The 22,082-nt window shown below is 68.3% G+C and carries 23 protein-coding genes; 15 read left to right on the top strand and 8 right to left on the bottom strand.

Annotated elements, in window-relative coordinates; translation table 11 throughout:
• Positions 1 to 6: 6 nt before the first annotated feature.
• On the bottom strand, positions 7 to 1,365 hold the full coding sequence (locus tag ACFDS6_RS03320) for a serine hydrolase domain-containing protein (protein WP_375270682.1): 1,359 nt from the start codon (positions 1,363 to 1,365) through the stop codon (positions 7 to 9).
• Positions 1,343 to 2,668: a replication-associated recombination protein A gene (locus ACFDS6_RS03315; protein WP_375270681.1), complete on the bottom strand. Its 1,326-nt coding sequence runs from the start codon at positions 2,666 to 2,668 to the stop codon at positions 1,343 to 1,345. Before ACFDS6_RS03315 ends, ACFDS6_RS03320 begins: the two co-directional genes overlap by 23 nt.
• Positions 2,669 to 2,797: 129 nt before the next feature.
• Here ACFDS6_RS03315 and ACFDS6_RS03310 point away from each other — a divergent pair, with 129 nt between their 5' ends.
• Together ACFDS6_RS03310 and ACFDS6_RS03305 are read left to right on the top strand one after the other, a co-directional pair.
• Positions 2,798 to 3,403: a PadR family transcriptional regulator gene (locus ACFDS6_RS03310; protein WP_375270680.1), complete on the top strand. Its 606-nt coding sequence runs from the start codon at positions 2,798 to 2,800 to the stop codon at positions 3,401 to 3,403.
• A complete protein-coding gene (locus tag ACFDS6_RS03305; protein WP_375270679.1) occupies positions 3,400 to 3,702 on the top strand; it encodes a DUF2218 domain-containing protein in 303 nt (100 codons plus the stop codon). The genes ACFDS6_RS03310 and ACFDS6_RS03305 overlap by 4 nt, the downstream gene beginning before the upstream one ends.
• Here the strand turns inward: ACFDS6_RS03305 and ACFDS6_RS03300 are convergent.
• The 5 genes from ACFDS6_RS03300 to ACFDS6_RS03280 form a co-directional block, all read right to left on the bottom strand.
• A complete protein-coding gene (locus ACFDS6_RS03300) occupies positions 3,699 to 4,850 on the bottom strand; it encodes a glycosyltransferase family 4 protein (RefSeq protein ID WP_375270678.1) in 1,152 nt (383 codons plus the stop codon). The two genes, ACFDS6_RS03305 and ACFDS6_RS03300, sit on opposite strands and share 4 nt — an antisense overlap.
• A 78-nt stretch (positions 4,851 to 4,928) precedes the next feature.
• The gene (locus ACFDS6_RS03295) at positions 4,929 to 6,710 is read right to left on the bottom strand and encodes a cation:proton antiporter (RefSeq protein ID WP_375270677.1); all 1,782 of its coding nucleotides are present in this window, start codon (positions 6,708 to 6,710) and stop codon (positions 4,929 to 4,931) included.
• Positions 6,711 to 6,742: 32 nt separating this feature from the next.
• Positions 6,743 to 7,099: a hypothetical protein gene (locus ACFDS6_RS03290; RefSeq protein WP_375270676.1), complete on the bottom strand. Its 357-nt coding sequence runs from the start codon at positions 7,097 to 7,099 to the stop codon at positions 6,743 to 6,745.
• The gene (locus ACFDS6_RS03285) at positions 7,100 to 7,543 is read right to left on the bottom strand and encodes a hypothetical protein (RefSeq protein ID WP_375270675.1); all 444 of its coding nucleotides are present in this window, start codon (positions 7,541 to 7,543) and stop codon (positions 7,100 to 7,102) included.
• Between the two features lie 7 nt (positions 7,544 to 7,550).
• The gene (locus ACFDS6_RS03280; protein ID WP_375270674.1) at positions 7,551 to 8,771 is read right to left on the bottom strand and encodes an NADP-dependent isocitrate dehydrogenase; all 1,221 of its coding nucleotides are present in this window, start codon (positions 8,769 to 8,771) and stop codon (positions 7,551 to 7,553) included.
• Between the two features lie 155 nt (positions 8,772 to 8,926).
• Here ACFDS6_RS03280 and ACFDS6_RS03275 point away from each other — a divergent pair, with 155 nt between their 5' ends.
• Positions 8,927 to 9,649 carry a phosphatidylserine decarboxylase gene (locus ACFDS6_RS03275; RefSeq protein WP_375270673.1) on the top strand — a complete coding sequence of 241 codons (723 nt, stop codon included), beginning with the start codon at positions 8,927 to 8,929 and terminating at the stop codon, positions 9,647 to 9,649.
• Between the two features lie 2 nt (positions 9,650 to 9,651).
• Entirely contained in the window at positions 9,652 to 10,449 is a 798-nt protein-coding gene (locus tag ACFDS6_RS03270; protein WP_375270672.1) for a CDP-alcohol phosphatidyltransferase family protein, read from the top strand.
• Here ACFDS6_RS03270 and ACFDS6_RS03265 read toward each other — a convergent pair.
• A complete protein-coding gene (locus ACFDS6_RS03265; protein ID WP_375270671.1) occupies positions 10,391 to 10,624 on the bottom strand; it encodes a hypothetical protein in 234 nt (77 codons plus the stop codon). The genes ACFDS6_RS03270 and ACFDS6_RS03265 overlap by 59 nt on opposite strands.
• Before the next feature lie 314 nt (positions 10,625 to 10,938).
• On the opposite strand from ACFDS6_RS03265, the gene rpsB reads away from it, so the two are divergent.
• From rpsB to fabZ, 11 genes are all read left to right on the top strand, one after another.
• Positions 10,939 to 11,760 carry a 30S ribosomal protein S2 gene (gene rpsB / locus ACFDS6_RS03260; protein ID WP_375270670.1) on the top strand — a complete coding sequence of 274 codons (822 nt, stop codon included), beginning with the start codon at positions 10,939 to 10,941 and terminating at the stop codon, positions 11,758 to 11,760.
• 146 nt (positions 11,761 to 11,906) lie between these two features.
• Positions 11,907 to 12,842, top strand: a complete 936-nt coding sequence (tsf, locus tag ACFDS6_RS03255) for a translation elongation factor Ts (protein WP_375270669.1) — start codon at positions 11,907 to 11,909, stop codon at positions 12,840 to 12,842.
• Between the two features lie 138 nt (positions 12,843 to 12,980).
• Positions 12,981 to 13,709: a UMP kinase gene (pyrH, locus tag ACFDS6_RS03250; protein WP_375270668.1), complete on the top strand. Its 729-nt coding sequence runs from the start codon at positions 12,981 to 12,983 to the stop codon at positions 13,707 to 13,709.
• 3 nt (positions 13,710 to 13,712) lie between these two features.
• Entirely contained in the window at positions 13,713 to 14,270 is a 558-nt protein-coding gene (gene frr, locus ACFDS6_RS03245; protein WP_375270667.1) for a ribosome recycling factor, read from the top strand.
• Positions 14,271 to 14,292: 22 nt separating this feature from the next.
• On the top strand, positions 14,293 to 15,030 hold the full coding sequence (locus ACFDS6_RS03240) for an isoprenyl transferase (RefSeq protein ID WP_375270666.1): 738 nt from the start codon (positions 14,293 to 14,295) through the stop codon (positions 15,028 to 15,030).
• 47 nt (positions 15,031 to 15,077) lie between these two features.
• On the top strand, positions 15,078 to 15,818 hold the full coding sequence (locus ACFDS6_RS03235) for a phosphatidate cytidylyltransferase (protein WP_375270727.1): 741 nt from the start codon (positions 15,078 to 15,080) through the stop codon (positions 15,816 to 15,818).
• Positions 15,818 to 16,975 carry a 1-deoxy-D-xylulose-5-phosphate reductoisomerase gene (locus ACFDS6_RS03230; RefSeq protein WP_375270665.1) on the top strand — a complete coding sequence of 386 codons (1,158 nt, stop codon included), beginning with the start codon at positions 15,818 to 15,820 and terminating at the stop codon, positions 16,973 to 16,975. Before ACFDS6_RS03235 ends, ACFDS6_RS03230 begins: the two co-directional genes overlap by 1 nt.
• Positions 16,972 to 18,105, top strand: a complete 1,134-nt coding sequence (rseP, locus tag ACFDS6_RS03225) for an RIP metalloprotease RseP (RefSeq protein ID WP_375270664.1) — start codon at positions 16,972 to 16,974, stop codon at positions 18,103 to 18,105. Before ACFDS6_RS03230 ends, rseP begins: the two co-directional genes overlap by 4 nt.
• A gap of 60 nt (positions 18,106 to 18,165) precedes the next feature.
• Positions 18,166 to 20,868: an outer membrane protein assembly factor BamA gene (gene bamA / locus ACFDS6_RS03220; RefSeq protein WP_375270663.1), complete on the top strand. Its 2,703-nt coding sequence runs from the start codon at positions 18,166 to 18,168 to the stop codon at positions 20,866 to 20,868.
• Positions 20,868 to 21,530: an OmpH family outer membrane protein gene (locus tag ACFDS6_RS03215; RefSeq protein WP_375270662.1), complete on the top strand. Its 663-nt coding sequence runs from the start codon at positions 20,868 to 20,870 to the stop codon at positions 21,528 to 21,530. Before bamA ends, ACFDS6_RS03215 begins: the two co-directional genes overlap by 1 nt.
• Positions 21,527 to 22,021 (top strand): 3-hydroxyacyl-ACP dehydratase FabZ, encoded by a 495-nt coding sequence (gene fabZ, locus ACFDS6_RS03210; RefSeq protein ID WP_375270661.1) that lies wholly within the window; start codon positions 21,527 to 21,529, stop codon positions 22,019 to 22,021. Before ACFDS6_RS03215 ends, fabZ begins: the two co-directional genes overlap by 4 nt.
• Positions 22,022 to 22,082 lie beyond the last annotated feature (61 nt).

Genomic DNA, 22,082 nt, shown 5'->3' with positions numbered 1-22,082 from the left:
GCGCGATCAGCGCTGCGCGGCGAGCACGTCGGCGGCGAAGCGCGCAATGTCGAAGCTGCTGCCGGTCGGGTCCTCGCCGCGGCGCACCACCACCAGCTTCGCCGACGGGACCACCACGACGTACTGGCCGCGATTGCCCTGCGCGGCGTAGCTGCCGGCGGGCAGGCCCTGCTTCTCGCCGAACAGCCACATCGTCGCGCCGTAGCCCTCGGCGCGGTCGGGCTGCGGACCGCTGGGCGCGGTCATGTAGCGCATCCAGCCGCCGGGCAGCAGGCGCTTGCCCTGCCACACGCCGTCCTGAAGCCAGAACTGGCCGAGCCGCGCCAGATCGCGGGCGGTGGACCAGACGTCCGACGAGAGGATGTAATTGCCCTGCCAGTCGCGCTGCGCGACGGTGTGGGTCATGCCCAGCGTCGCGAACAGCCGCTGCGGCAGGACGCTTGCCTTCGCGTCGCCGAGCGTGGCGCGCAGGCTGCGCATCGCGAGCAGGATGTCGTTGTTGGCGTAGCGGAACCGCGTGCCGGGTTTCGCCTCTAGCGGCCAGGAGGTCGCCTGCTCGGTCACCGTGGTGCCGCCGAAATAGATCGCGTCGGTGCGGTTGCCCGCCGTGTCGCTGTGCAGCCCCGACGACATACGCAGCAAATTGTCGAGCGTAATCGCGCGGCGGGGGTCGCTGCTGTACCATTCGGGAATGTCGCTGCGGCGGCGCGGGTCGATGCCCGACAGCCCGACCAGCGTGCCCGCGATGCTCTTGGCGACCGACCAGGTGCGGTTGGCGACGAACGGGCCGAAGCCGTCGCGGTAACGCTCCGCCACGACCTTGCCGTCCAGCAGCACGACGACGCCAACTGTCTGGCTGCCGCGGCCGTAGTCGGAGAAGGCGCGCGCGACGACGCCGGCGAGCGCGGGGGAGGGGATGGGTCCGATGTTCGCGTCGCCGAGCGGCCAGGGGCGCGGGTCCGCGCCGCCGATCGTGGAAGCGGGCGCGGGCGTCGCCGCCGCCGGCTTGGCCGCCGCACCGATCGGGGCGAGCACGCAGCCGATCCCGCGCCGCCACGTCGCGCGGCGCGGCGGAAGATCGGCGGCGAAGGGGACGCTGACGCTGGTCGTCGCGCGGTCGACCGTAGCGGTGAGCGTCGGCACCAATGCGGCATATTCGGGATAGATGCCGTTCAGCTCCAGCGCCTCGATCGCCGCCTGCGATCGCCCGGCGTTGAACACGCCACCGCAGATCGTCGCCGCCTTGTACCCGGCGGCGATCGCGCGGGCGTAGGGCTGCGCGTTGGTCTGGGCAGACGCGGTCCCGCCCAGCAGCGTGACGGCGGCGAGGGCGGCGAAAATTCTAGGCGTGGGGCGTGCGGGCATGGCGACGTTCATCCCACCAAGCCAGCCGCTCGGCAATCCGCTTCTCGTACCCGCGCTCGGTCGGCACGTAGAAGCGCTGCGGCACGAGGTCGTCGGGCCAGTAGTTCGCGCCGGAGAAGGCGTCCTCGGCATCGTGATCGTAGGCGTAGCCTTTGCCGTAGCCGAGATCGCGCATGAGCTTGGTCGGCGCGCCGAGGATGTGCGCGGGCGGCATCAGCGATCCGCTCTCGCGCGCGCTGCGCCATGCGGCCTTCTGCGCGACGTAGACCGCGTTCGATTTGGGCGCAGTGGCGAGGTAGACGCACGCCTGCGCGATCGCGAGCTCGCCCTCCGGGCTGCCGAGGAAGTCGTACGCGTCCTTGGCGGCGAGGCATTGTTGCAGCGCCTGCGGGTCGGCGAGCCCGACGTCCTCGACCGCGGCGCGGGTCAGCCGGCGCAGCAGGTAGAGCGGCTCCTCGCCCGCGGTGAGCATCCGCGCGAGATAGTAGAGCGCGGCGTTCGGGTCCGAGCCGCGGATCGACTTATGCAGCGCGCTGATGAGGTTGTAATGGCCCTCGCGATCCTTGTCGTAGACCGCGACGCGGCGCTGCAGGAAGGCCGACAGCCCGGCCGCATCGAGCGGTGCGGCGAGATCGACCGAGAACAGGGTCTCGACCTGGTTGAGCAGAAAGCGGCCGTCACCGTCGGCGCTGGCGATCAGCGCCTCGCGCGCGGCCGGGTCGAGCGGGAGCGGGCGACCGACCTCGGCCTCGGCGCGCGCGATCAACTGCTCGAGCGCGGCGGAGCCGAGACGGTGGAGGATCAGGACCTGCGCGCGGCTGAGCAGTGCGGCGTTGAGCTCGAACGACGGGTTCTCGGTCGTGGCGCCGACCAATGTGACGGTGCCGTCCTCGACGTAGGGGAGGAAACCGTCCTGCTGCGCGCGGTTGAAGCGGTGGACCTCGTCCACGAACAGCAGGGTGCGCTTGCCCAGCCGCGCGTGCTCGCGTGCCTCGGCGAACACCTTCTTCAGGTCGGCGACGCCCGAGAAGACCGCTGAGATGGGCGCGAACCGCAGGCCGACCGCGTCGGCGAGCAACCGCGCGATCGTCGTCTTGCCCGTGCCCGGCGGTCCCCACAGGATGATCGAGGAGAGCTTGCCGGCAGCGACCATCCGGCCGATCGTGCCCTCGGGCGCGGTCAGATGCTCCTGCCCGACCACCTCGTCGAGCGCGCGCGGCCGCAACCGGTCGGCGAGCGGCGCGTCCGTGCGCGGCGGCTCGGGCGGGGCGGGTGGTTCCAGTCCGGTCAGCAGGTCGGCCATTTCCTGCATCATAGGCGAATAGCTGCGAAACGGGAGTGACCATCGTAGAACACTAGCAAAACATATCTAAGAGCATCTTGCACACTCCGCCTGAAGATGTATCTTGGTGCAATCTTGAGGAGACGTAGCATGATGCATCACGGTCACGCGCATCGCGCCCACTGGGGCGGCGGCGGCGCACAATTCGACAGGCAGGGGCAGCGTGGCGGTCACCGCGGTCCGTTCGGCGGCGACTGGTTCGCAGCGGGCGAGCGGCCGATGGGCGGGCGACGCGCGCGGATGTTCGACGGCAGCGAGTTGCGGCTGGTGCTGCTCAAGCTGATCGCGGACACGCCGCGCCACGGCTACGACCTAATCCGCGCGATCGAGGCACTGACCGCGGGCGCCTACGCCCCCAGTCCCGGCGTGGTCTACCCGACGCTGACGCTGCTTGACGAGATGGGGCTGATCGAGGAGCAGCAGTCGGACGGGGCCAAGAAGCGCTTCGCCGCGACCGACGCGGGCCGCACGCACCTGGACGAGCAGGCCGAGCAGGTCGCCGCGATCATGGCACGGCTCCACGCGCTCGGCGCGCAGCGCGAGCGGGTCGATGCCGGACCGATCCGACGCGCGATGGGGAACCTGAAGATCGCGCTGGGCGAGACGTTCGGGCGCGAGGAGGTGTCGCAGGAGCGGATGTACGAGGTGGCGGCGATGATCGACGAGCTGGCGCAGCGCGTGGAGCGGCTGAAGTGAGCGTCCGGGTCGCACGCGTGCCGACCGCGTCGGCGAGCCGCTACCTCCAGCAGCTCGCCAAGCACTGGAGCCACAAGATGGAAGTCAGCTACTCCGAGCAGGAAGGCCGGATCGCGTTTCCGAACGGCTCGGTGCTGAAGATGCGGGCGGACAGCGACACGCTCGACGTGATGCTGACCGTGCCCGACGGTGAGGATGCGGCGCGGATGCAGGAGGTGGTGTCGAGCCACCTCGATCGCTTCGCCTTCCGCGAAACCCCGCTGACGTTCGACTGGCGCGATGGTGCGCCGACCAGCTAGGCCGCGGACCGTTCGCGCATGACGTCGAGATAGGCGGCGAGCACCTGAGCGTTGGCGGTGTCCCAGCGGAAGGTCGCCGCGCGCGCGTGGCTCGCCGCGCCGGCGCGCGCGCGCAGTGCCGGATCCTCGATCAAGCGGGCGATCGCCTCGGCATAGTCCGCGATCTGCTGCGGCTCGACTAGGAAGCCGGTGACCCCGTCCTCGACTAGGTCGACCGCGCCGGTCGCGTGCGCGGCGACGACGGGCACGCCCGCGGCCATCGCCTCCGAGGTGACCTGTCCCCAGGTCTCGGTCACGCTGGGGTTGAACAGGATGTCCATCGAGGCGACCGCGCGGCCGAGATCGTCGCCGCTCTGGAAACCCGCGAACGCGGCCTCCGGCGCGCGGTCGGCGAACCAGTCGCGTGCCGGCCCCTCGCCGATCACGATCACGCGGTGCCGCACGCCCCGCTCGCGCAGCGCGGCGATCACGTCGGCGAAGACGCCCAGGCCTTTCTCCAGCACCAGCCGGCCGAGGAAGCCGACCGCCACCTCGTCGTCGGCGATACCGAGCGAGCGCCGCCACTCCAGGCAGCGGCGCTCGGGCGAGAAACGCTGATGGTTGACCCCGCGCGGCCACAGCGACACCGGCGTGTCGACGCCGAGCGCGCGAATGATGTCGCCCATCGACGCGGTTGGCACCAGCACGCGGTCGGCACGGTTGTAGAAGCGTTTGAGGATCCACTTGATCGCGGGCTGGATGAAGCCGAGTCGGTAATATTCGAAATAGGTCTCGAACCGCGTGTGGACCGAGGCGACCACCGGCACATCGTGCGCGCGCGCCCAGGTGACCGCGGCGTGGCCAAGGAACTCAGGCGCGGAGACATGGACGATGTTGGGAGCGAAGGCTTCCAGGTCGCGGCGCGGCGCGGCGGGTAGCGCTCGCGCGAGCTTATACTCTCCCCGGCCCGGGATCGGGATGGCGGGCACGTCGACCAGGTCGCCGCGCGGCGCGAAGGCGGGGTCACTGGAGGTGGGCGAATAGACGCGGACCTCCACGTCCTTCGACAACAGGTAACCGACCAGCAGGTTCTGCGCCTGATTGGCGCCGTCGCGCACGTAATTGTAGTTGCCGCTGAACAACGCGACGCGCAGGTCGGAGGGCTTCATTCGATGCGCACCTATGGAAGGTTTCCGGCAGAAACATGACGGTGTCCCGGTAAGATGCATCGTCGTGCGCGTCGGGGCTCAGGACGAGGCCGCGGCCTCGACCTCGCTGCGGCTGCGGATGCGGCGGATGCGCGGATCACGCGACATCTTCGCCTCGGCGCGGATATCGTTGCGCAGCTCCTCGCGCTTTTCGTGGATGGAGGCGATCACCGGGCCCATCGCGGTGCCCAGTTCCACCAGCACGGCCTCGGAGAGTTGCAGCGAGCTCTCCAGCGTCTCAGGCACCGCATCGGTGACGCCGGCCCGGTAGAGCTCGGCGGCGTGGCCCGGATCGCGCGCGCGCGCGATGATCGGCAGGTCGGGAAATTGCGCGCGGACCTGCCGCGTCAGGCGGACGGTCAGCACCGGATCGTCCATCGTCAGGATCAGCATCGGCGCGGTGCCAAGGTCGAGCCGGTCGACCAGCTCGCGCCGAACGATGTCGCCGAACACGACGCTGTGGCCCGCCGCGCGCGCACGGGTGACCGCGTCGATGTCGGCCTCCACGGCGAGGTACGGGCGGTCGTGGCGCGACAGCATGTCGGCGATCAACTCGCCGACCCGGCCGAACCCGATTATGATCGTCCGATCCTCGCCGTTGGGCAGCTGCTCGGGCGCGTTCTGCCGTTCCAGCCGCCGCGAGACGCGCCGGCCGAGCGCGGCGAGCAGCGGCGTGATGGTCAGCCCGATCGCGGTGACGGTCTGCCAAAAGGACGCGGTCGACGGCAGGATCAGCCGCGCCTGCGCCGCGGTCGCGAGCACGATCAGCGTCGTCTCCGACGGGCTGCCCATCAGCAGTCCCGTCTCCGCCGCGACCCCGCGCCGGGTGTTGCCGACGCGCAGCAGCAGCGCGGTGACGACCGCCTTGACCAGCACGACGCCCACGACCGCCAGCAGCAGCGACGCCCAGTTGGCGAGGATCAGGCGCAGGTCGAGGCTCATGCCGACCGTGATTAGGAACACGCCGAGCGCGAGCCCCTGGAACGGCTTGGTGATGACCTCGACCTCGCTGTGATACTCGGTTTCGGCGATCAGCAGTCCGGCGAGCAGCGCGCCGACGATTGGCGACAGACCCGCCGCGGTGGTCGCGACGCTGGCGACGATGACGACGAGCAGCGAGGCGGCGAGGAACAGTTCGGGGCTCTTGGTGCGCGCCGCCTGCGCGAACAGGCGCGGCAGCACGAAGCGGCCGCCGACGTACATCGCGACGACGGTCAGCCCGCCGCGCAGCGCGACGCCCGCGATGCCGCTCCAGCCCTCGTCGCTCGCGGTCGGTGCCATCGCGCCGAGCGCGAAGATGATCGGCACGAGCGCGAGGTCCTCGAACAACAGCATCGCGAAGGCGCCGCGCCCGACCGGGCTGGTCGTACCCACCAGCGGCAGCACCAGCGCCGTCGAGGAGAGCGACAGCGCGAGCCCGAGCCCCGCCGCGCCCTGCCACGGCTGCCCCAGTAGGTGCAGCGCGGTCGCGATCAGCGCCGCCGAGCCCAGCAGTTCGGCCGCGCCGGTGCCGAACACCAGCTGCCGCATCGTCCACAGGCGACGGAAGGACAGCTCCAGCCCGATCGAGAACAGCAGCAGCACGATCCCGAACTCGGCGAATGGCTCGATCGCGTCCGGGTTAGAGATCGTCACGTAGTAGAGCCACGGGAAGGCGGCGCTGAGCGATCCGAGCCCGGCCGGCCCGACCAGCGCACCGACCAGGATGAAGCCGATCACCGGACTGATCCGGAACCGCGCGAACGCAGGGATGACCAGTCCCGCCGCGCCCAGCACCACCAGCGCGTCCGAGAAGCCCGAATTTTCCAATCCGATCGCCATGCGGGCACCTTTGGCCGAAGTGCGCAATCGTGTCAGGTGGTAAAGTCGTCACCGCCGGAGATCGCGCGAACGGCCGTCGTCACGTCCTCGATGCTAGTATGTGCGAGTTGGGCCGGCGTGACGACGAGCCGCCAGCTGTTCGTATGCGCGACGTAGCTCCCTCGCTGCAGGACCAGCACGTGCGGGATCAGGGCGGCGGTAGCGACCGAGAAGTCGGCCGCGAACAACAGCACGGCGATCAGATCGAAGCGTTGCTCGGGCAAGCCGCGCAACGCGCTCAACTGCGCGGATTGGTTCGGCGACGTGAGGCGGCGCGCCTTGACCTCGTAGCGTTGCCGCGTGGCCGAATCGCGCGCATCGAACCCGGCGTTGCTGTTCGGCTCCAGCATTCAACCAAGCGCGCGCGAGAACAGATGCTCGGCATAGTTACCGGCCGGTCCGTTGCCGGTGCGGGTAATCCCGCAGGCACGAAACTCGCGCAGGATTGCCGCGTAGCTCGCGAGCAAGGCCGCGGTCGTCATCGACGCCAGGCCATTCGGCGAACGATCGGCTGCGGTCGACGGCGCTGGCAGGAGGGGGTAAGTTCCGGCCGTTTCGCGTCGGAGGGCGGCATAGGCGCGCAGGGCGCTGAGGCAGTCCGACACCTTCGCGTCGCTCACGCTCGCGGCACGCAGTTGCTCGCGAACATTCTCGATCAGCTGGTCGTCGAGCGCGAGCGCATCCACGTCGACGCGCAGCACCCGTTCGACGCGGCGCAGGTTCGACAGGTAGCTGTCGATGCTGCGCGCGCCGAGGCGTGGCGCGAGGAAGCGGCGAAAGGCTTCCTCGCGCACCGGGCGATCAGGCCCAGTTGGCCATCTTGTTCTCGAGGTTCTGGCGCACCGCCTCGAAGAACTGCTCGGTGGTCATCCACTTCTGGTCGGGACCGATCAGGATCGCGAGGTCCTTGGTCATGTCGCCGTTCTCGACCGTCTCGATGCAGACCTGCTCCAGCGTCTCGGCGAAGCGGGTCACGTCGGGCGTGTTGTCGAACTGGCCACGGTACTTGAGGCCGCCGGTCCAGGCGAAGATCGACGCAATCGGGTTGGTCGAGGTCGCCTTGCCCTGCTGGTGCTGGCGATAGTGGCGGGTGACGGTGCCGTGCGCGGCCTCTGCCTCGATCGTCTTGCCGTCCGGGGTCATCAGCACCGAGGTCATCAGGCCGAGCGAGCCGAAGCCTTGCGCGACCTGGTCCGACTGGACGTCGCCGTCGTAGTTCTTGCACGCCCACACGAACTCGCCGTTCCACTTGAGCGCCGACGCCACCATGTCGTCGATCAGGCGGTGCTCGTAGACGATCCCCTTGGCGGCGAACTCGTCCTTGAACTCGGCCTCGAAGATTTCGGCGAACAGGTCCTTGAAGCGGCCGTCATAAGCCTTGAGGATGGTGTTCTTGGTCGAAAGGTACAGCGGCCAGCCGCGGCCCAGCGAGTAGTTCATGCTGGCGCGCGCGAAGTCGCGGATCGACTGGTCGAGGTTGTACATCCCCATCGCGACGCCGCCCTCGGGGAAGTCGAACACCTCGCGCTCGATCACCTGGCCGTCGGTGCCTTCCCACTTCATCGTCAGCTTGCCCGCGCCCGGCACGACGAAGTCAGTCGCCTTGTACTGGTCGCCGAAGGCGTGGCGGCCGACCACGATCGGGTGCGTCCAGCCCGGGATCAGGCGGGGCACGTTCTTGATCACGATCGGCTCGCGGAAGATCACGCCGCCCAGGATGTTGCGGATCGTGCCGTTGGGCGAGCGCCACATCTTCTTGAGGCCGAATTCCTCGACGCGCGCCTCGTCCGGCGTGATCGTCGCGCACTTCACCGCGACGCCGTACTTCTGCGTCGCCTTGGCGCTGTCGACGGTTACCTGATCGTCGGTAGCGTCGCGGTGCTCGATGCCGAGGTCGTAATAGTCGAGCTCGATGTCGAGATACGGCTTGATCAGGCGCTCGCGGATCCACTCCCAGATGATCCGCGTCATCTCGTCGCCGTCGATCTCCACGACGGGCGTCTTCACCTTGATCTTGGCCATGTTCTCTCTTCCTGTGGGAGGGGTTGGCTCCGCGCATAGAAAGGGCGGGCGCGCGGATCAAGCGTGGGCGGACCTCGGCCGCACCGCGACACGAAAAGCGGCCGACACGACGCGGCGCGTTGTCAGGGCGGTTCACCGACGATAGACCCGCGGTCATGTCATCATTGCAGAAGCCCCCGGTGGTCACCTCCACGGTCAAGTGGCGTTTCCCCGCCGTCCACCCGGAAGGGCAGAAGTTCACCGCCATCGCGTTCGGCATCACGCTGCTCGCGACGATCGTCACCAAGGTGCTGTTCTGGCCATTGCTGGGCGTGACCTTGTGGGTCGCAGCCTTCTTTCGCGATCCCGTTCGCACCACGCCGATCGGCGACGATCTGGTCGTCTCGCCCGCCGACGGGTTGATCACCATGATCGAGCGGGTGCCCGTGCCCCGCGAGCTGGTCGGCGACCTGGGCGCGGAGCCGATGGTGCGCGTGTCGGTGTTCATGTCGGTGTTCGACGTGCACATCAACCGCACGCCGATCGCCGGCGTGGTGCGCCGGGTGGTTTATATCTCGGGCAAGTTCCTCAACGCCGACCTCGATAAGGCGTCGGAGGAGAATGAGCGGCAGCATTTCGTGGTCGAGGGCCACGACGGGCGCCGCATCGGCTTCACGCAGATCGCCGGGCTGGTTGCGCGCCGGATCGTCGGCTTCGTTAAGGTCGGCGACATTGTCGCGGTCGGGCAGCGCGTCGGGCTGATCCGCTTCGGCAGCCGCGTCGACGTGTTCCTGCCCGAGGGGTGCGTGCCGCAGGTGGCGCTCGGTCAGCGCGCGATCGCGGGCGAGACGGTGCTCGGCCGCTTCGGCGGCGCGGCGGTAACCGGGGTGGCGCAGTAATCGTGCGCACCGTTCGCCCGCTACGCCGCCCGCGCGGCCTGCCGCTTCGCGCGGTCGCGCCCAACGCGGTCACCGCGCTCGCGCTCTGCTCGGGGTTGTCGGGCATTCGCTTTGCGATCCAGCAACAATGGGCGCTGGCGGTCGTCATGGTGCTGCTGGCGGGCGTGCTCGACGGGCTCGACGGACGCGTCGCGCGCATGCTGCGCGGGGAGAGCCGGTTCGGGGCCGAGCTCGATTCGCTGAGCGACGCAATCTCGTTTGGCGTCTCGCCCGCGCTGATCCTGTATCTCTGGTCGTTGTCGACGCTGCCGCGCTTCGGCTGGACGGCGGCGCTGATGCTGGCGGTGTTCTGCGCGCTGCGGCTCGCGCGGTTTAACGCGGCGATCGACGCCGGCGACCAGCCGCACAAGTCCGCCGGCTTCCTGACCGGTGCGCCGGCGCCCGCGGGCGCCGGCCTCTCGCTGCTGCCAATGTTCCTGTGGCTGGCGACCGGCGAGCCAGTGTTCCGCTCCCCGTACCTGGTTGCGCCGTGGACCGTACTGATCGCGGTGCTGATGGTGTCGAGCGTCGCGACCTTCTCGTGGTCGTCGCTGCGCCTGCGCCGCAACGTCCGCTTCGAGGCGATCGCGGTAGTGGTGGTGGTCGGCGCCGCGGCGATCTCCGCGCCGTGGGAGACATTGTCGCTGCTGTGCGTGGCCTACCTGCTCGCGCTGCCGTTCAGCATCGCGAGCTACGCGCGGGTCAGGCAGCTTCGCGCCACCGCTGCTGCGGACGCGGCGACGCCGACGACCAGCGCCTGACGGCGATCCGGTTCTCGGCGCGTACCAGCGTCGCCAGCGGCTCGAAGCGCTGCTGCGGCCGACCGGCCAGCACATCCATAATGCGATCGGCATTGGGCACGAGCGTCGCACCGAGCGCATAGAACGCGCCCAGCGTGGCGCCCCCGAAGACCAGAACATCAAGCACGATCAGCATGTTCGCTTCCTCAGCTTATGCGAACCCAACGTCCGCCAACATCCATCCACGAGCTTCGGTTCCCGGCAACGCGACCATTTCGGACGAAAATAGAGCCACTTACGCGAGAAACAGGCAAGTTCGTGTTCTGTTCTCTTCTATGTTCCGCTTACGTTCCTCCGTCAAGCGGCAATTGCGGGTTGTAAGATCGCGCGATCGCGGATAAGCGCGGCCCCCTAAATCCCACATGGGAAGCATCAAAAAACCGGTGCGCCGGGCTTGGAGCCCGCACGCGTCACTCGCTTCCCAGCGGCTTAACCGGAAGGAACATCGTTATGGCGGCACCTGTCGTCAGCATGCAGCAGCTTATCGAAACCGGCGCGCACTTCGGTCACCAGACCCACCGCTGGAATCCCAAGATGAAGCCGTACATCTTCGGCGATCGCAACGGCGTCCACATCATCGACCTGTCGCAGACCGTGCCGCTGTTCGCCCGCGCGCTCGAGTTCGTGTCGTCGACGGTCGCCTCGGGCGGCAAGGTGCTGTTCGTGGGCACCAAGCGTCAGGCGCAGGAGCCGGTCGCCGAGGCTGCGCGCCGCGCGGGCCAGCACTTCGTCAACCACCGCTGGTTGGGCGGCATGCTTACCAACTGGAAGACGATCAGCAACTCGATCAAGCGGTTGAAGGCGCTCGAGGAGCAGCTGTCGGGCAACACCGCGGGCCTGACCAAGAAGGAAGTTCTGCAGCTGACGCGCGAGCGCGACAAGCTCGAGATGTCGCTGGGCGGCATCCGCGACATGGGCGGCATCCCCGACGTCATGTTCGTGATCGACGCCAACAAGGAAGAGCTCGCGATCAAGGAAGCCAATACGCTGGGCATCCCCGTCGTCGGCATCCTCGACTCGAACGTCTCGCCTGACGGCATCGCATTCCCGGTTCCGGCGAACGACGACGCGGCGCGCGCGATCCGGTTGTACTGTGAGGCGATCGCGATCGCCGCGACCCGCGGCAACCAGCAGCAGCAGGCGCGCAGCGGTGCCGACCTGGGCGCGATGGTCGAGCCGCCGGCGGAGGAAGCGATCCAGGGCGTCGACGCCCCGATCGACACCGACGTCAATGCCGAGGGCAACGTCATGGCGGCGAACGCGCAGGCGTGAGCCTCGACGCGGCACCGCATCCGCGGTGACGTGCAATTGTCATGGAGGCTGCCTACATGGCGGCCTCCATTTATTTCATCGCCCGTCCGCCTGCCGCCTTGGCGTGCAGGCGTGAGGGCAACCAACTACATCCGAGGACCAGAACGATGGCCGACATCACCGCTTCGATGGTGAAGGACCTGCGCGAGAAGAGCGGCGCGGGCATGATGGACTGCAAGAAGGCGCTGAACGAGACCGCCGGCGACATGGACGCGGCGCTCGACTGGCTGCGCACCAAGGGGCTTGCCGCCGCGCAGAAGAAGTCGAGCCGTACCGCGGCCGAAGGGCTGGTCGGCGTCGCCGTGTCGGGCACCAAGGGTGCGGCGGTCGAGGTCAATTCCGAGACCGACTTCGTCGCCAAGAACGACCAGTTTCAGAACTTCGTGCGCGAAGTGACCCAGATCGCGCTGGCCACCGGTGAAGACGTCGAGGCAATCAAGGGCGCGTCGATGCCGTCGGGCACGACCGTCGCCGACGCGCTGACCAACAACGTCGCGACGATTGGCGAGAACCAGTCGATCCGCCGCGCGCGTCGCCTCGAAGTGTCGCAGGGCGCGGTCGTCGCCTACGTCCACAACCAGCAGTCGCCGGGCCTGGGCAAGATCGGCGTGCTCGTCGCACTCGAGAGCGCGGCAAGTGACGAGGCGCTCCAGTCGCTCGGCAAGAGCCTTGCGATGCACATCGCCGCGGCCTTCCCCAAGGCGCTGAACGAGGGTGACCTGGACGAGGCCGAGATCGAGCGCGAGCGCGCGATCGCGACCGAGAAGGCAGGGGAGAGCGGCAAGCCCGCCGACATCATCGCCAAGATGGTCGAAGGCTCGATCGCCAAGTACCGCAAGGAGCACGCGCTGGTCAGCCAGCTGTTCGTCATGGACGGCAAGACCAAGATCAGCGATGTCGTCGCCAAGGCGGGCAAGGATGCGGGTGCCGAGATCAAGCTGGTCGACTACGTCCGCTTCCAGCTTGGCGAGGGCATCGAGAAGGAGCAGTCCGACTTCGCCGCCGAGGTCGCGGCCGCTTCGGGCGTGCCGCAGAACGCCTGACCTGCCGAGACGCTAACGCGTTGTAAGAAGCCGCCGCCCTGGCACCCGCCGGGGCGGCGGTTTGCGTGTCGGGCGGGTTGCCGACGTCCGAGTGGGCCTCTAAGGTCCGCCAGCCTCTCCCCAAACCATTCGGAATCGATGACCAAACCGCGCTACCACCGTATCCTGCTGAAATTGTCGGGCGAAGTGTTGATGGGGGAGGGCGGTCTGGCGATCGATCCGACCGTCACCGCGCGCGTCGCCGAAGAGATCGCCGACGTGAAGGCGCAGGGATTCGAGCTGTGCGTCGTGGTGGGTGGCGGCAACATCTTCCGCGGTATTTCGGGGGCCGCGCGGGGCATGGAGCGCGCGACCGGCGATTACATGGGCATGCTCGCGACCGTGATGAACGCGCTCGCCGTACAGAACGCGCTGGAGCAGATCGGCGTCGATACGCGCGTCCAGTCCGCGATCCCGATGCAGTCGGTCTGCGAGCCGTTCGTGCGGCGTCGCGCAATGCGGCACCTGGAGAAGGGTCGTGTCGTGATCTTCGCCGCAGGGGTCGGCTCGCCGTTCTTCACCACCGACAGCGGTGCGGCGCTCCGTGCGGCCGAGATGAACTGCGACGCGCTGTTCAAGGGTACCAGCGTCGACGGCGTCTACGATGCCGATCCCAAGCAGGTGGCGACCGCCAGGCGCTACGACACGATCGGCTACGACGAGGTGTTGTCCAAGAACCTGCGCGTCATGGACGCGAGCGCGGTCGCCTTGTGCCGCGATTCCAACATTCCGATCGTCGTGTTCAACATCCGCGAGCACGGCAATTTTGCCGCCGTGCTGCACGGTGAGGGTGTGTCGACGATCGTTCAGTCCAACACGGAGAAGTAAGCCATGCCCGCGTATGACAAGGCCGACATCGAGCGTCGCATGAACGGCGCGGTGGAATCGCTCAAGGGCGATCTCGGGGGCCTGCGCACCGGTCGCGCGTCGACCTCGCTGCTCGATCCGGTGACCGTGGAGGTTTACGGCGCCAAGATGCCGCTCAACCAGGTCGCGACCGTGTCCGTGCCCGAACCGCGGATGATCTCGGTCCAGGTGTGGGACAAGTCGAACGTCGGCCCGGTCGAGAAGGCGATCCGGTCCGCCGGGCTCGGGCTCAACCCGATCAATGACGGCCAGAATTTGCGCCTACCCATTCCGGACCTGACCGAGGAGCGCCGCAAGGAGCTGGCCAAGCTCGCCGGGCAATATTCGGAGAAGGCGAAGATCGCGGTGCGCAACGTCCGCCGCGACGGCATGGACGCGCTCAAGACCGACGAGAAGAAGGGCGTCTTCTCCGAGGACGAGCGCAAGCGGTTGGAGGGCGAAGTGCAGAAGCTGACCGACGCGACCACCGCCGACATCGACAGCGTCTCGGCCGTCAAGGAAAAGGAAATCCTCGGCAAGTGAGCCCGCGTCGGCATAGGGGGGAATGCTGATGGCGACCGCGGTCAGGGCGGACATGGCGGGCGGGACGATCCCGCGCCACGTCGCGATCATCATGGACGGCAACGGGCGGTGGGCGAAGAAGCGTCTGCTGCCGCGCGCCGCCGGCCACAAGGCGGGCGTCGAGGCGGTGCGCTCCGTCACCCGCGCGGCGCGATCGATGGGGATTGAGGCGCTGACGCTCTATGCCTTCTCGTCGGAGAATTGGCGGCGCCCGGCGGAGGAAGTGAGCGACCTGATGGGGCTACTCAAGTTCTTCATCCGCAACGATCTGGCCGAACTGGTACGCGAGAACGTGCGCTTGCGCGTGCTCGGCGATTACGCACGCTTCTCCGCCGACGTGGTCGACCTGATCGACGACGCCCTGGCGCGCACCGCGGGCAACACCGGACCGATCCTGGCGATCGCGCTCAACTACGGTGCGCAGGCCGAGCTGGTGCGCGCGGCACAGGCGCTCGCGGCGCAGGCGCGGGCGGGCACGCTGGACCCATCGGCGATCGACGTCGGCTCGATCGAGCGCGAGCTGGAAACGCGCGAGCTGCCGCCACTCGACCTGATGATCCGCACCTCGGGTGAGCATCGCTTGTCCAATTTCCTGCTGTGGCAGGCGGCCTACGCGGAGCTCTTGTTCGTCGATACCTTGTGGCCCGATTTCGGCGCGCGCGATCTCGCCGCCGCGGTCGAGGCGTTCGGCCAGCGGCAGCGCCGCTACGGTGGATTGTGACCGCACCGGAAGCGGGGCCGCGCGTATCCGAGCTCGCCCTCCGCTCGATGGCGGCCGCGGTGATGGCGGCCGTGGCGCTGGTCGCACTCGCAATCGGCGGGTTCGCCTACTGGCTGCTGATGGTCGTGATCGCGCTGTTCATGATGGCCGAATGGTCCGATCTGACCGCGACGCCGCCGCGTGAGAAGCGGCTGGCGCAATATGCCGTCTCGGTGCCGCTCGCGATCATGGCGCCGATCGCGGCGGGGGCGAGCTTCCTGGCACTCGGGCTGATCGCCGCCGCGTTCTTCTTCGTCGCTATCGTCACCCGGCGCGCGTGGCTGGCGAGCGGCGCCGTCTACTGCGCGCTGCCGGTGCTGTCGCTCGTGCTGATCCGCGAGCAGGAGGCCGGGCTGCTGCTGTCGCTCTGGGCGCTGGTGCTCGTGTGGATGACCGACATCGGCGCGTTCTTCGCCGGGCGCACAATCGGCGGTCCCAAGCTCGCGCCGCGGGTCAGCCCGAACAAGACCTGGGCGGGCCTGATCGGCGGGATCGTCGCGGCGACCCTGTTCGCGTTCGTGCTGCACCTGGCTTACGCCTTGCCGCTCAGGCTGCTGATCGCGACCCCGGTGCTGGGCGCGGCGGCGCAGGGCGGTGACCTGTTCGAGAGCTGGCTGAAGCGCCGCGCCGGGGTGAAGGATTCGGGCAACATCCTGCCCGGCCATGGCGGACTGCTCGATCGGCTCGACGGATTAGTACCGGTCGCGCCGCTCGCCGCGCTGCTGATCGTCGCACCGGCGGTGCTGTGATGCGCAGCGTCACGATCCTGGGCGCGACCGGATCGGTCGGCACCTCGACGCTCGACCTTGTCGAGCGCGCGCCCGATCGCTTCCGCGTCCGCGCGCTGACCGCGAACTGCGACGTCGCCCGGCTCGCCGCCGCGGCGATCCGGACACGCGCCGAGCTCGCCGTCGTCGCCGATGAGACGTGCCTGCCCGCACTGCGCGACGCGCTCGCGGGGAGTGGGACCGAAGCGGCCGGAGGCATGGATGCGATCTGCGACGCCGCCGCCTCGGGCGCCGACTGGACGATGGGCGCGATCGTCGGTTGTGCGGGATTGAAGCCGACGATGGCGGCGATCCGCGCGGGCGGCACGGTGGTCCTCGCCAACAAGGAGCCGCTGGTGTCGGCCGGCGACCTGATCGTCGCCGCCGCGGCGGAGCACGGCGCGACGCTGTTGCCCGCGGACAGCGAGCACAACGCGATCTATCAATGCTTCGATTTCGCGCGGCCCGAGCGGGTGCGTCGCATCATCCTGACCGCGAGCGGCGGACCGTTCCGGGACGCGTCGCTGGAGCAGATGGCGGCGGTGACGCGCGAGCAGGCGGTGGCGCATCCGAATTGGTCGATGGGCGCCAAGATCTCGGTCGACAGTGCGACGATGATGAACAAGGGCCTCGAACTGATCGAGGCGGCGCGGCTGTTCCCGGTGTCGTCCGACCGGATCGAGATCGTCGTGCACCGGCAGTCGGTGATCCACTCGATGGTCGATTACGTCGACGGCTCGATGCTCGCGCAACTGGGGCCGAGCGACATGCGCGTGCCGATCGCGCACTGCCTCGCCTGGCCCGACCGAATGGCGACGCCGATGGAGCCGCTAGACCTGGTGAAGCTCGGCCGGCTCGACTTCGAGGCGCCCGATACCCGGCGCTTCCGCGCGCTGGCGCTCGCGCGCGCAGCGCTGGAGGAGGGCGGGGCGCGGCCGGCGATCCTCAACGCCGCCAACGAGGTAGCGGTCGCGGCCTTCCTGGCCGACCGGATCGGGTTTCTTGAAATCGCCGCAATCGTGGAAGATACCCTAACGCGCTACGCTCCCGAGGCGCCGGAGACGCTCGACGCGGTGATCGCGATCGACGAGGAGGCGCGACGTATCGCGGGCGAGCGCGTAGAGGATTGCGTGGCTTGATCCAGACACCCGGACTGCTGCTGACCATCCTGGCGTTCGCGCTGGTGATCGGTCCGCTCGTTTTCATCCACGAGATGGGTCATTACCTCGCCGGTCGCTGGTTTGGCGTGAAGGCCGAGGCGTTCTCGATCGGGTTCGGGCGCGAGATTGCCGGCTGGACCGACAAGCGCGGCACGCGGTGGAAACTCGCGCTGCTGCCGCTGGGCGGGTACGTGAAGTTCGCGGGCGACATGACCGCGGCGGGCCGGAGTGATCCCGACTGGCTGATGCTTTCGGCCGAGGAGCGCGCGCGGACGTTCCAGTCCAAGCCGGTGTGGCAGCGCGCGATCATCGTCGCCGCCGGCCCGGTCATCAATTTCGTGTTCGCGATCCTGATCCTGGCAGGTTTCGCGATGGCGTACGGCGACGCGCGGACGCCGGCGGTGGTGGGGCAGGCGATGTCGGGCACCGCCGCTGCTGCCGCCGGGTTGCGCGCGGGCGACCGGATCGCGGCACTCGGCGGCCGTGAGGTCGACACGTTCGAGGACATGGTCCGCTACGTGAAGATCCGCGCGGGCGAGCGCGTGCGCATCGACTACGTCCGAGACGGCCAGCCGGCGAGCGTCGCCGCGGTGATCGGCACGCAGGAGCAGCGCGACCGTTTCGGCAACGATTACAAGGTGGGCCTGCTCGGCATCGCGCCGACCGCGCCGGTGGTGCGTTCGGTCGGGCTGCTCGAGGCGCCGGTCGTCGCGGTGCGGCGCACGGGGGACATATTGGCGATGATGGTGGAGACGATTGGGCAGATCGTCACCGGCCGCCGTTCGGTCAAGGAACTGGGCGGGCCGCTCGCGATCGCCAAGGTGTCGGGCGAGCAGATCACGCTCGGCTGGGACGCGTTCGTGTTCCTGCTGGCGCTCGTGTCCATCAATCTGGGGTTCATCAACCTGCTGCCAGTGCCGATGCTCGATGGCGGGCACCTGATATTCTACCTGATCGAGGCGGTCAGGCGGAAACCGGTCGGCCCCGAAGCGCAGGAGTGGGCGTATCGCGGCGGATTGGCAGCGGTGCTGGCGTTGATGATGCTGGTGACGTTCAACGATCTCGGCAACTTCGGACTATGGCAGCACCTGGCCGGCTTGATCGGTTGACGCAGGTGTTGCAGGGCGGGCGCGAGCCTGGCGAGCGCAACGGGTTTTCTCGAAGGTAACATGGTGACGGTTCTGAACGTTTCGACTTCGCGGGCGCGCGCCTTGCCGGCGCTGCTGTGCTGCACCATCCTGGCGGGGCTGCCGGTCGCGGCATCGGCTCAGACCGCGCCGGCTACCCAGACCGCGCCCGCCGCCGCTACCTCCGCGACGCAGGGCGGCACGATCAAGACGTTGCGCGTCGAGGGCACGCAGCGCATCGAGCCGGAGACCGCGCTCAGCTACACCAAGCTGCGTCAGGGCCAGGCGTACACCAACGAACTGCTCGATCAGGCAATCAAGGACCTGTATGCGAGCGACCTGTTCGCCGACGTGTCGATCTCGGGCGCGTCGACGGGCGACATCGTGATCCGCGTGCGCGAGAACCCGATCATCAACCGCGTGATCCTGGAGGGCAACAAGCGCCTGAAGGACGACAAGATCACCAAGGAGATCCGGCTCAAGCCGCGCCAGATCTTCACGCGCTCCGCGGTCCGCGCGGACGTGGCGCGCATCGTCGAACTGTATCGCCGTCAGGGTCGCTTCGCCGCGTCGGTCGACCCGAAGATGGTCAACCTCGACCAGAACCGCGTAGACGTGGTGTTCGAGATCAGCGAGGGGCCGAAGTCCAAGGTCCGCCAGATCAACATCCTGGGCAACGAGAAGTTCGACGACGGCGAGCTGCGCGCGCAGATGGCGACCAAGGAGTCGCGCTTCTTCCGCCTGCTGTCGTCCAACACCTCCTACGATCAGGATCGGCTCGCCTACGACCAGCAGAAGCTGCGGCAATTCTACCTGACGCAAGGCTATGCCGATTTCCGCGTGACCTCGGCGGTCGCCGAGCTGACGCCCGACCGCAAGGACTTCATCATCACGTACGTGGTGGAGGAGGGGCCGCGGTATAAATTCGGCGACGTGACCGTCGACAGCGACATCCGCGACTTCGACGGCAAGCAGCTCGCCAAGACGCTGCCGATCAAGAAGGGCGACTGGTACAACGCCAAGGCGGTCGAGGACACGGTTGATAACCTAAGCCAGACCACCGGGCTGTTCGGCTACGCTTTCACCGACGTGGCGCCGGAGTTCAATCGCGATCGTGAAGCGCTCACGATGTCGATCAACTTCCACATCGGACAGGCGCAGCGCACCTACGTCGAGCGCGTCGAGATCACCGGCAACACGCAGACCCAGGACAAGGTGATCCGGCGCGAGGTGCGCCTGGCCGAGGGCGACGCGTTCAACAGCTTCCAGGTCAAGCGCAGCCAGGACCGCATCAACTCGCTCGGTTATTTCCAGGACAAGTTCGAGATCAAGCAGGAGCAGGGCTCCTCGCCCGACCGCGTCGTGCTGAACGCGAACGTCGAGGAGAAGTCGACCGGCGAGCTGCAATTGTCGGCGGGTTATTCCAGCCTCGAACGTTTTATCATCCAGGCCAATATCACGCAGCGCAACTTCCGCGGGCGCGGACAGGAGCTGCGCGCGGGCGTCAATTATTCCAGCTACTCGAAGTCGATCGAGCTCGGCTTCACCGAACCGTATCTGTTCGACCGCAACGTCGCGGTCGGCGTCGACGTATTTCGCCGCGACTACAATTCGTTTGGCTTCAACGGCAACGATCGCCGCACGACCTACGGGCAGGTGTCGACCGGGTTTCAGGTGCGCGCGGGCGTGCCGCTGACCGAGTACCTCCAGCTCGCCGGTCGCTACGGCCTGTCCTACGACGAAGTGACGCTGGACGAGGGTACGTTCTTCACCAACGGGCAGTGCGACGTGCTGAAGGCGGGCAGCTATCTCTGCTCCGCGCTCGGTAACCGGTTCACCTCGTCGATCGGCTACTCGCTGATCTACGACAGCCTGAACAGCCGGCTGCGTCCGACGGCGGGGCAGCGCGTCTCGTTCAGCCAGGATTTCGCCGGGCTGGGCGGCGACGTGAAGTACATCCGCACGCGCCTGGAGGGTGCGAAGTTCAGGGGCCTGGGCAGCGGGTTTATCGCCTCGGTGACGGCCGAGGGCGGGTACATCCACTCGCTGGAGGGCGCGCGCGCGGACGGCAACGACCGCATCCGCATCAACGATCGCTTCTACCTGGGCATGCCGCAGTTCCGCGGTTTCGACATCCGCGGCGTCGGCCCGCGCGTGCTGCGCACGCCGTACACGCTCGACGCGGACGGTCGCCAGATCCTGCAAACCGACCGTAGCCAGATCGTCGACGACGCGCTGGGCGGCCGGGCCTATTACCTCGCCAAGGTGGAGCTCGAACTGCCGCTCGGCTCCGGCGCGCGCGAGCTGGGGCTGCGCCCGTCGATCTACGCGCAGGTCGGCAGCCTGTTCGGGCTGAAGCGTCCGCCGGCCACCGCCAACTTCCCCAAGGGAATCGTCAACGGTCAGGAGGTATTTCTGCCATTGCCGGTAACCAACGCGGCAGGGCAGCCGATCTACACCTACACGCTGGCGGACGGCAGCACCGTGCCGACGATCTGCGCCGCGGGCATCCCCGGCGCGGGTGGCACCTGCAACGGCGTGGTCGGCAACAATCCGGTGATCCGCGCCAATCCGTTCGACGAGCGGTTCTTGGGCGACTCGCCCAAGCCGCGCGTGACGGTCGGCGTCGGCGTCAACTGGAACTCGCCGTTCGGGCCGCTGCGCATCGACCTTGCCAAGGCATTGCTGACGCAGCCTGGCGACGACCCCAAGCTCATCACCTTCAACGTAGGGACGCAGTTCTGATGAAGACCTTCAAGACCATCCTGCTCGCCGCCGCGCTCGCGACGCCGGGCGTCATCGCCGCCGGTACCGCCAGCGCGCAGGTGAACGGCGTCGCCGTCGCCGATCCCGAGGCGGCGATCGCCAACTCGCGCGCCTTTACCACCGCGGTGTCGCAGATCCAGACGACCTACAAGGCGCAATTGGATCAGGCGAACACGCGTCGCACCGCGATCCAGGCCGAGCTCCAGCCGCTCGTCACCGCGGCGCAGACCGCGGCCCGCGCGCCGGGCGCGACCGAGGCGTCGCTGCGTCCGCAGCTGAGCGCGATTCAGGCCAAGGAGCAGGCCGGCAACGCCGAGCTCCAGCGGCTGACCGCCCCCGCGCAGCGCGCGCGCGCCTACGCCGCCGAGCAGGTGCAGCGCCAGCTCGCCACCGCGGTGCAGAACGTCGTCAAGGCAAAGAACGTCAGCCTGCTGGTCTCGCCGCAAGCGACGCTGTTCACGCAGCCGGCCGCCGACATCACGCCGGCGATCACCGCCGAGCTCGACCGCCTGGTGCCGAGCGTCAGCACCGCGGTTCCCGCCAACTGGCAGCCCGGCCAGGGCGCCGGCGCGCCCGCCGCGGCTGCGCCCGCCGCAGCGCCGGCCGCCACCAGCACCCGGAAGGCGCCGACCGGCCGGTGAGCGAGCAGGCGACCAATGATGCGGTGGCGAGCGGGTCGATCGGCCCGCTCGACATCGCGCGCGTTATGGCGGCGCTGCCGCACCGCTACCCGATGCTGCTGGTCGACCGTGTCGAGGAGCTGATCCCCGACCGGTCGATCGCCGCGATCAAGGCGGTGACGATCAACGAGAGCTTCTTCCAGGGGCACTTCCCCGGGCGGCCGATCATGCCGGGCGTGCTGATCGTCGAAGCGCTCGCGCAGGCGGCGGGCGTGCTCGCGGTCGAGAGCCTGGGGCTCGCAGGTTCTGGCAAGCTGGTCTATTTCATGGCGATCGACGAGGCGAAGTTCCGCGCGCCGGTGGAGCCGGGCGTGCTGCTCCGTCTCGAAGTCGAGTTCGTCCAGAAGCGCAGCAGCGTGTGCAAGTTCTCCGGCAAAGCGCTGATCGACGGCAAGGTCGCCGCGCAGGCGAACTTCACCGCGATGATCGCCGATCCGCCTAAGGCCGCCTGAGCGGCCTGCCCGACGCGACATTCTTTGACTTCTGCGCGCGCGGGCGCTACCGACTCGCGGT

Source organism: Sphingomonas sp., assembly GCF_042095875.1.
Taxonomy (GTDB): Bacteria; Pseudomonadota; Alphaproteobacteria; order Sphingomonadales; family Sphingomonadaceae; genus Sphingomonas.
The sequence above is the reverse complement of the archived record's forward strand: the minus strand, read 5'-3'. Positions and strand labels throughout refer to the sequence as shown.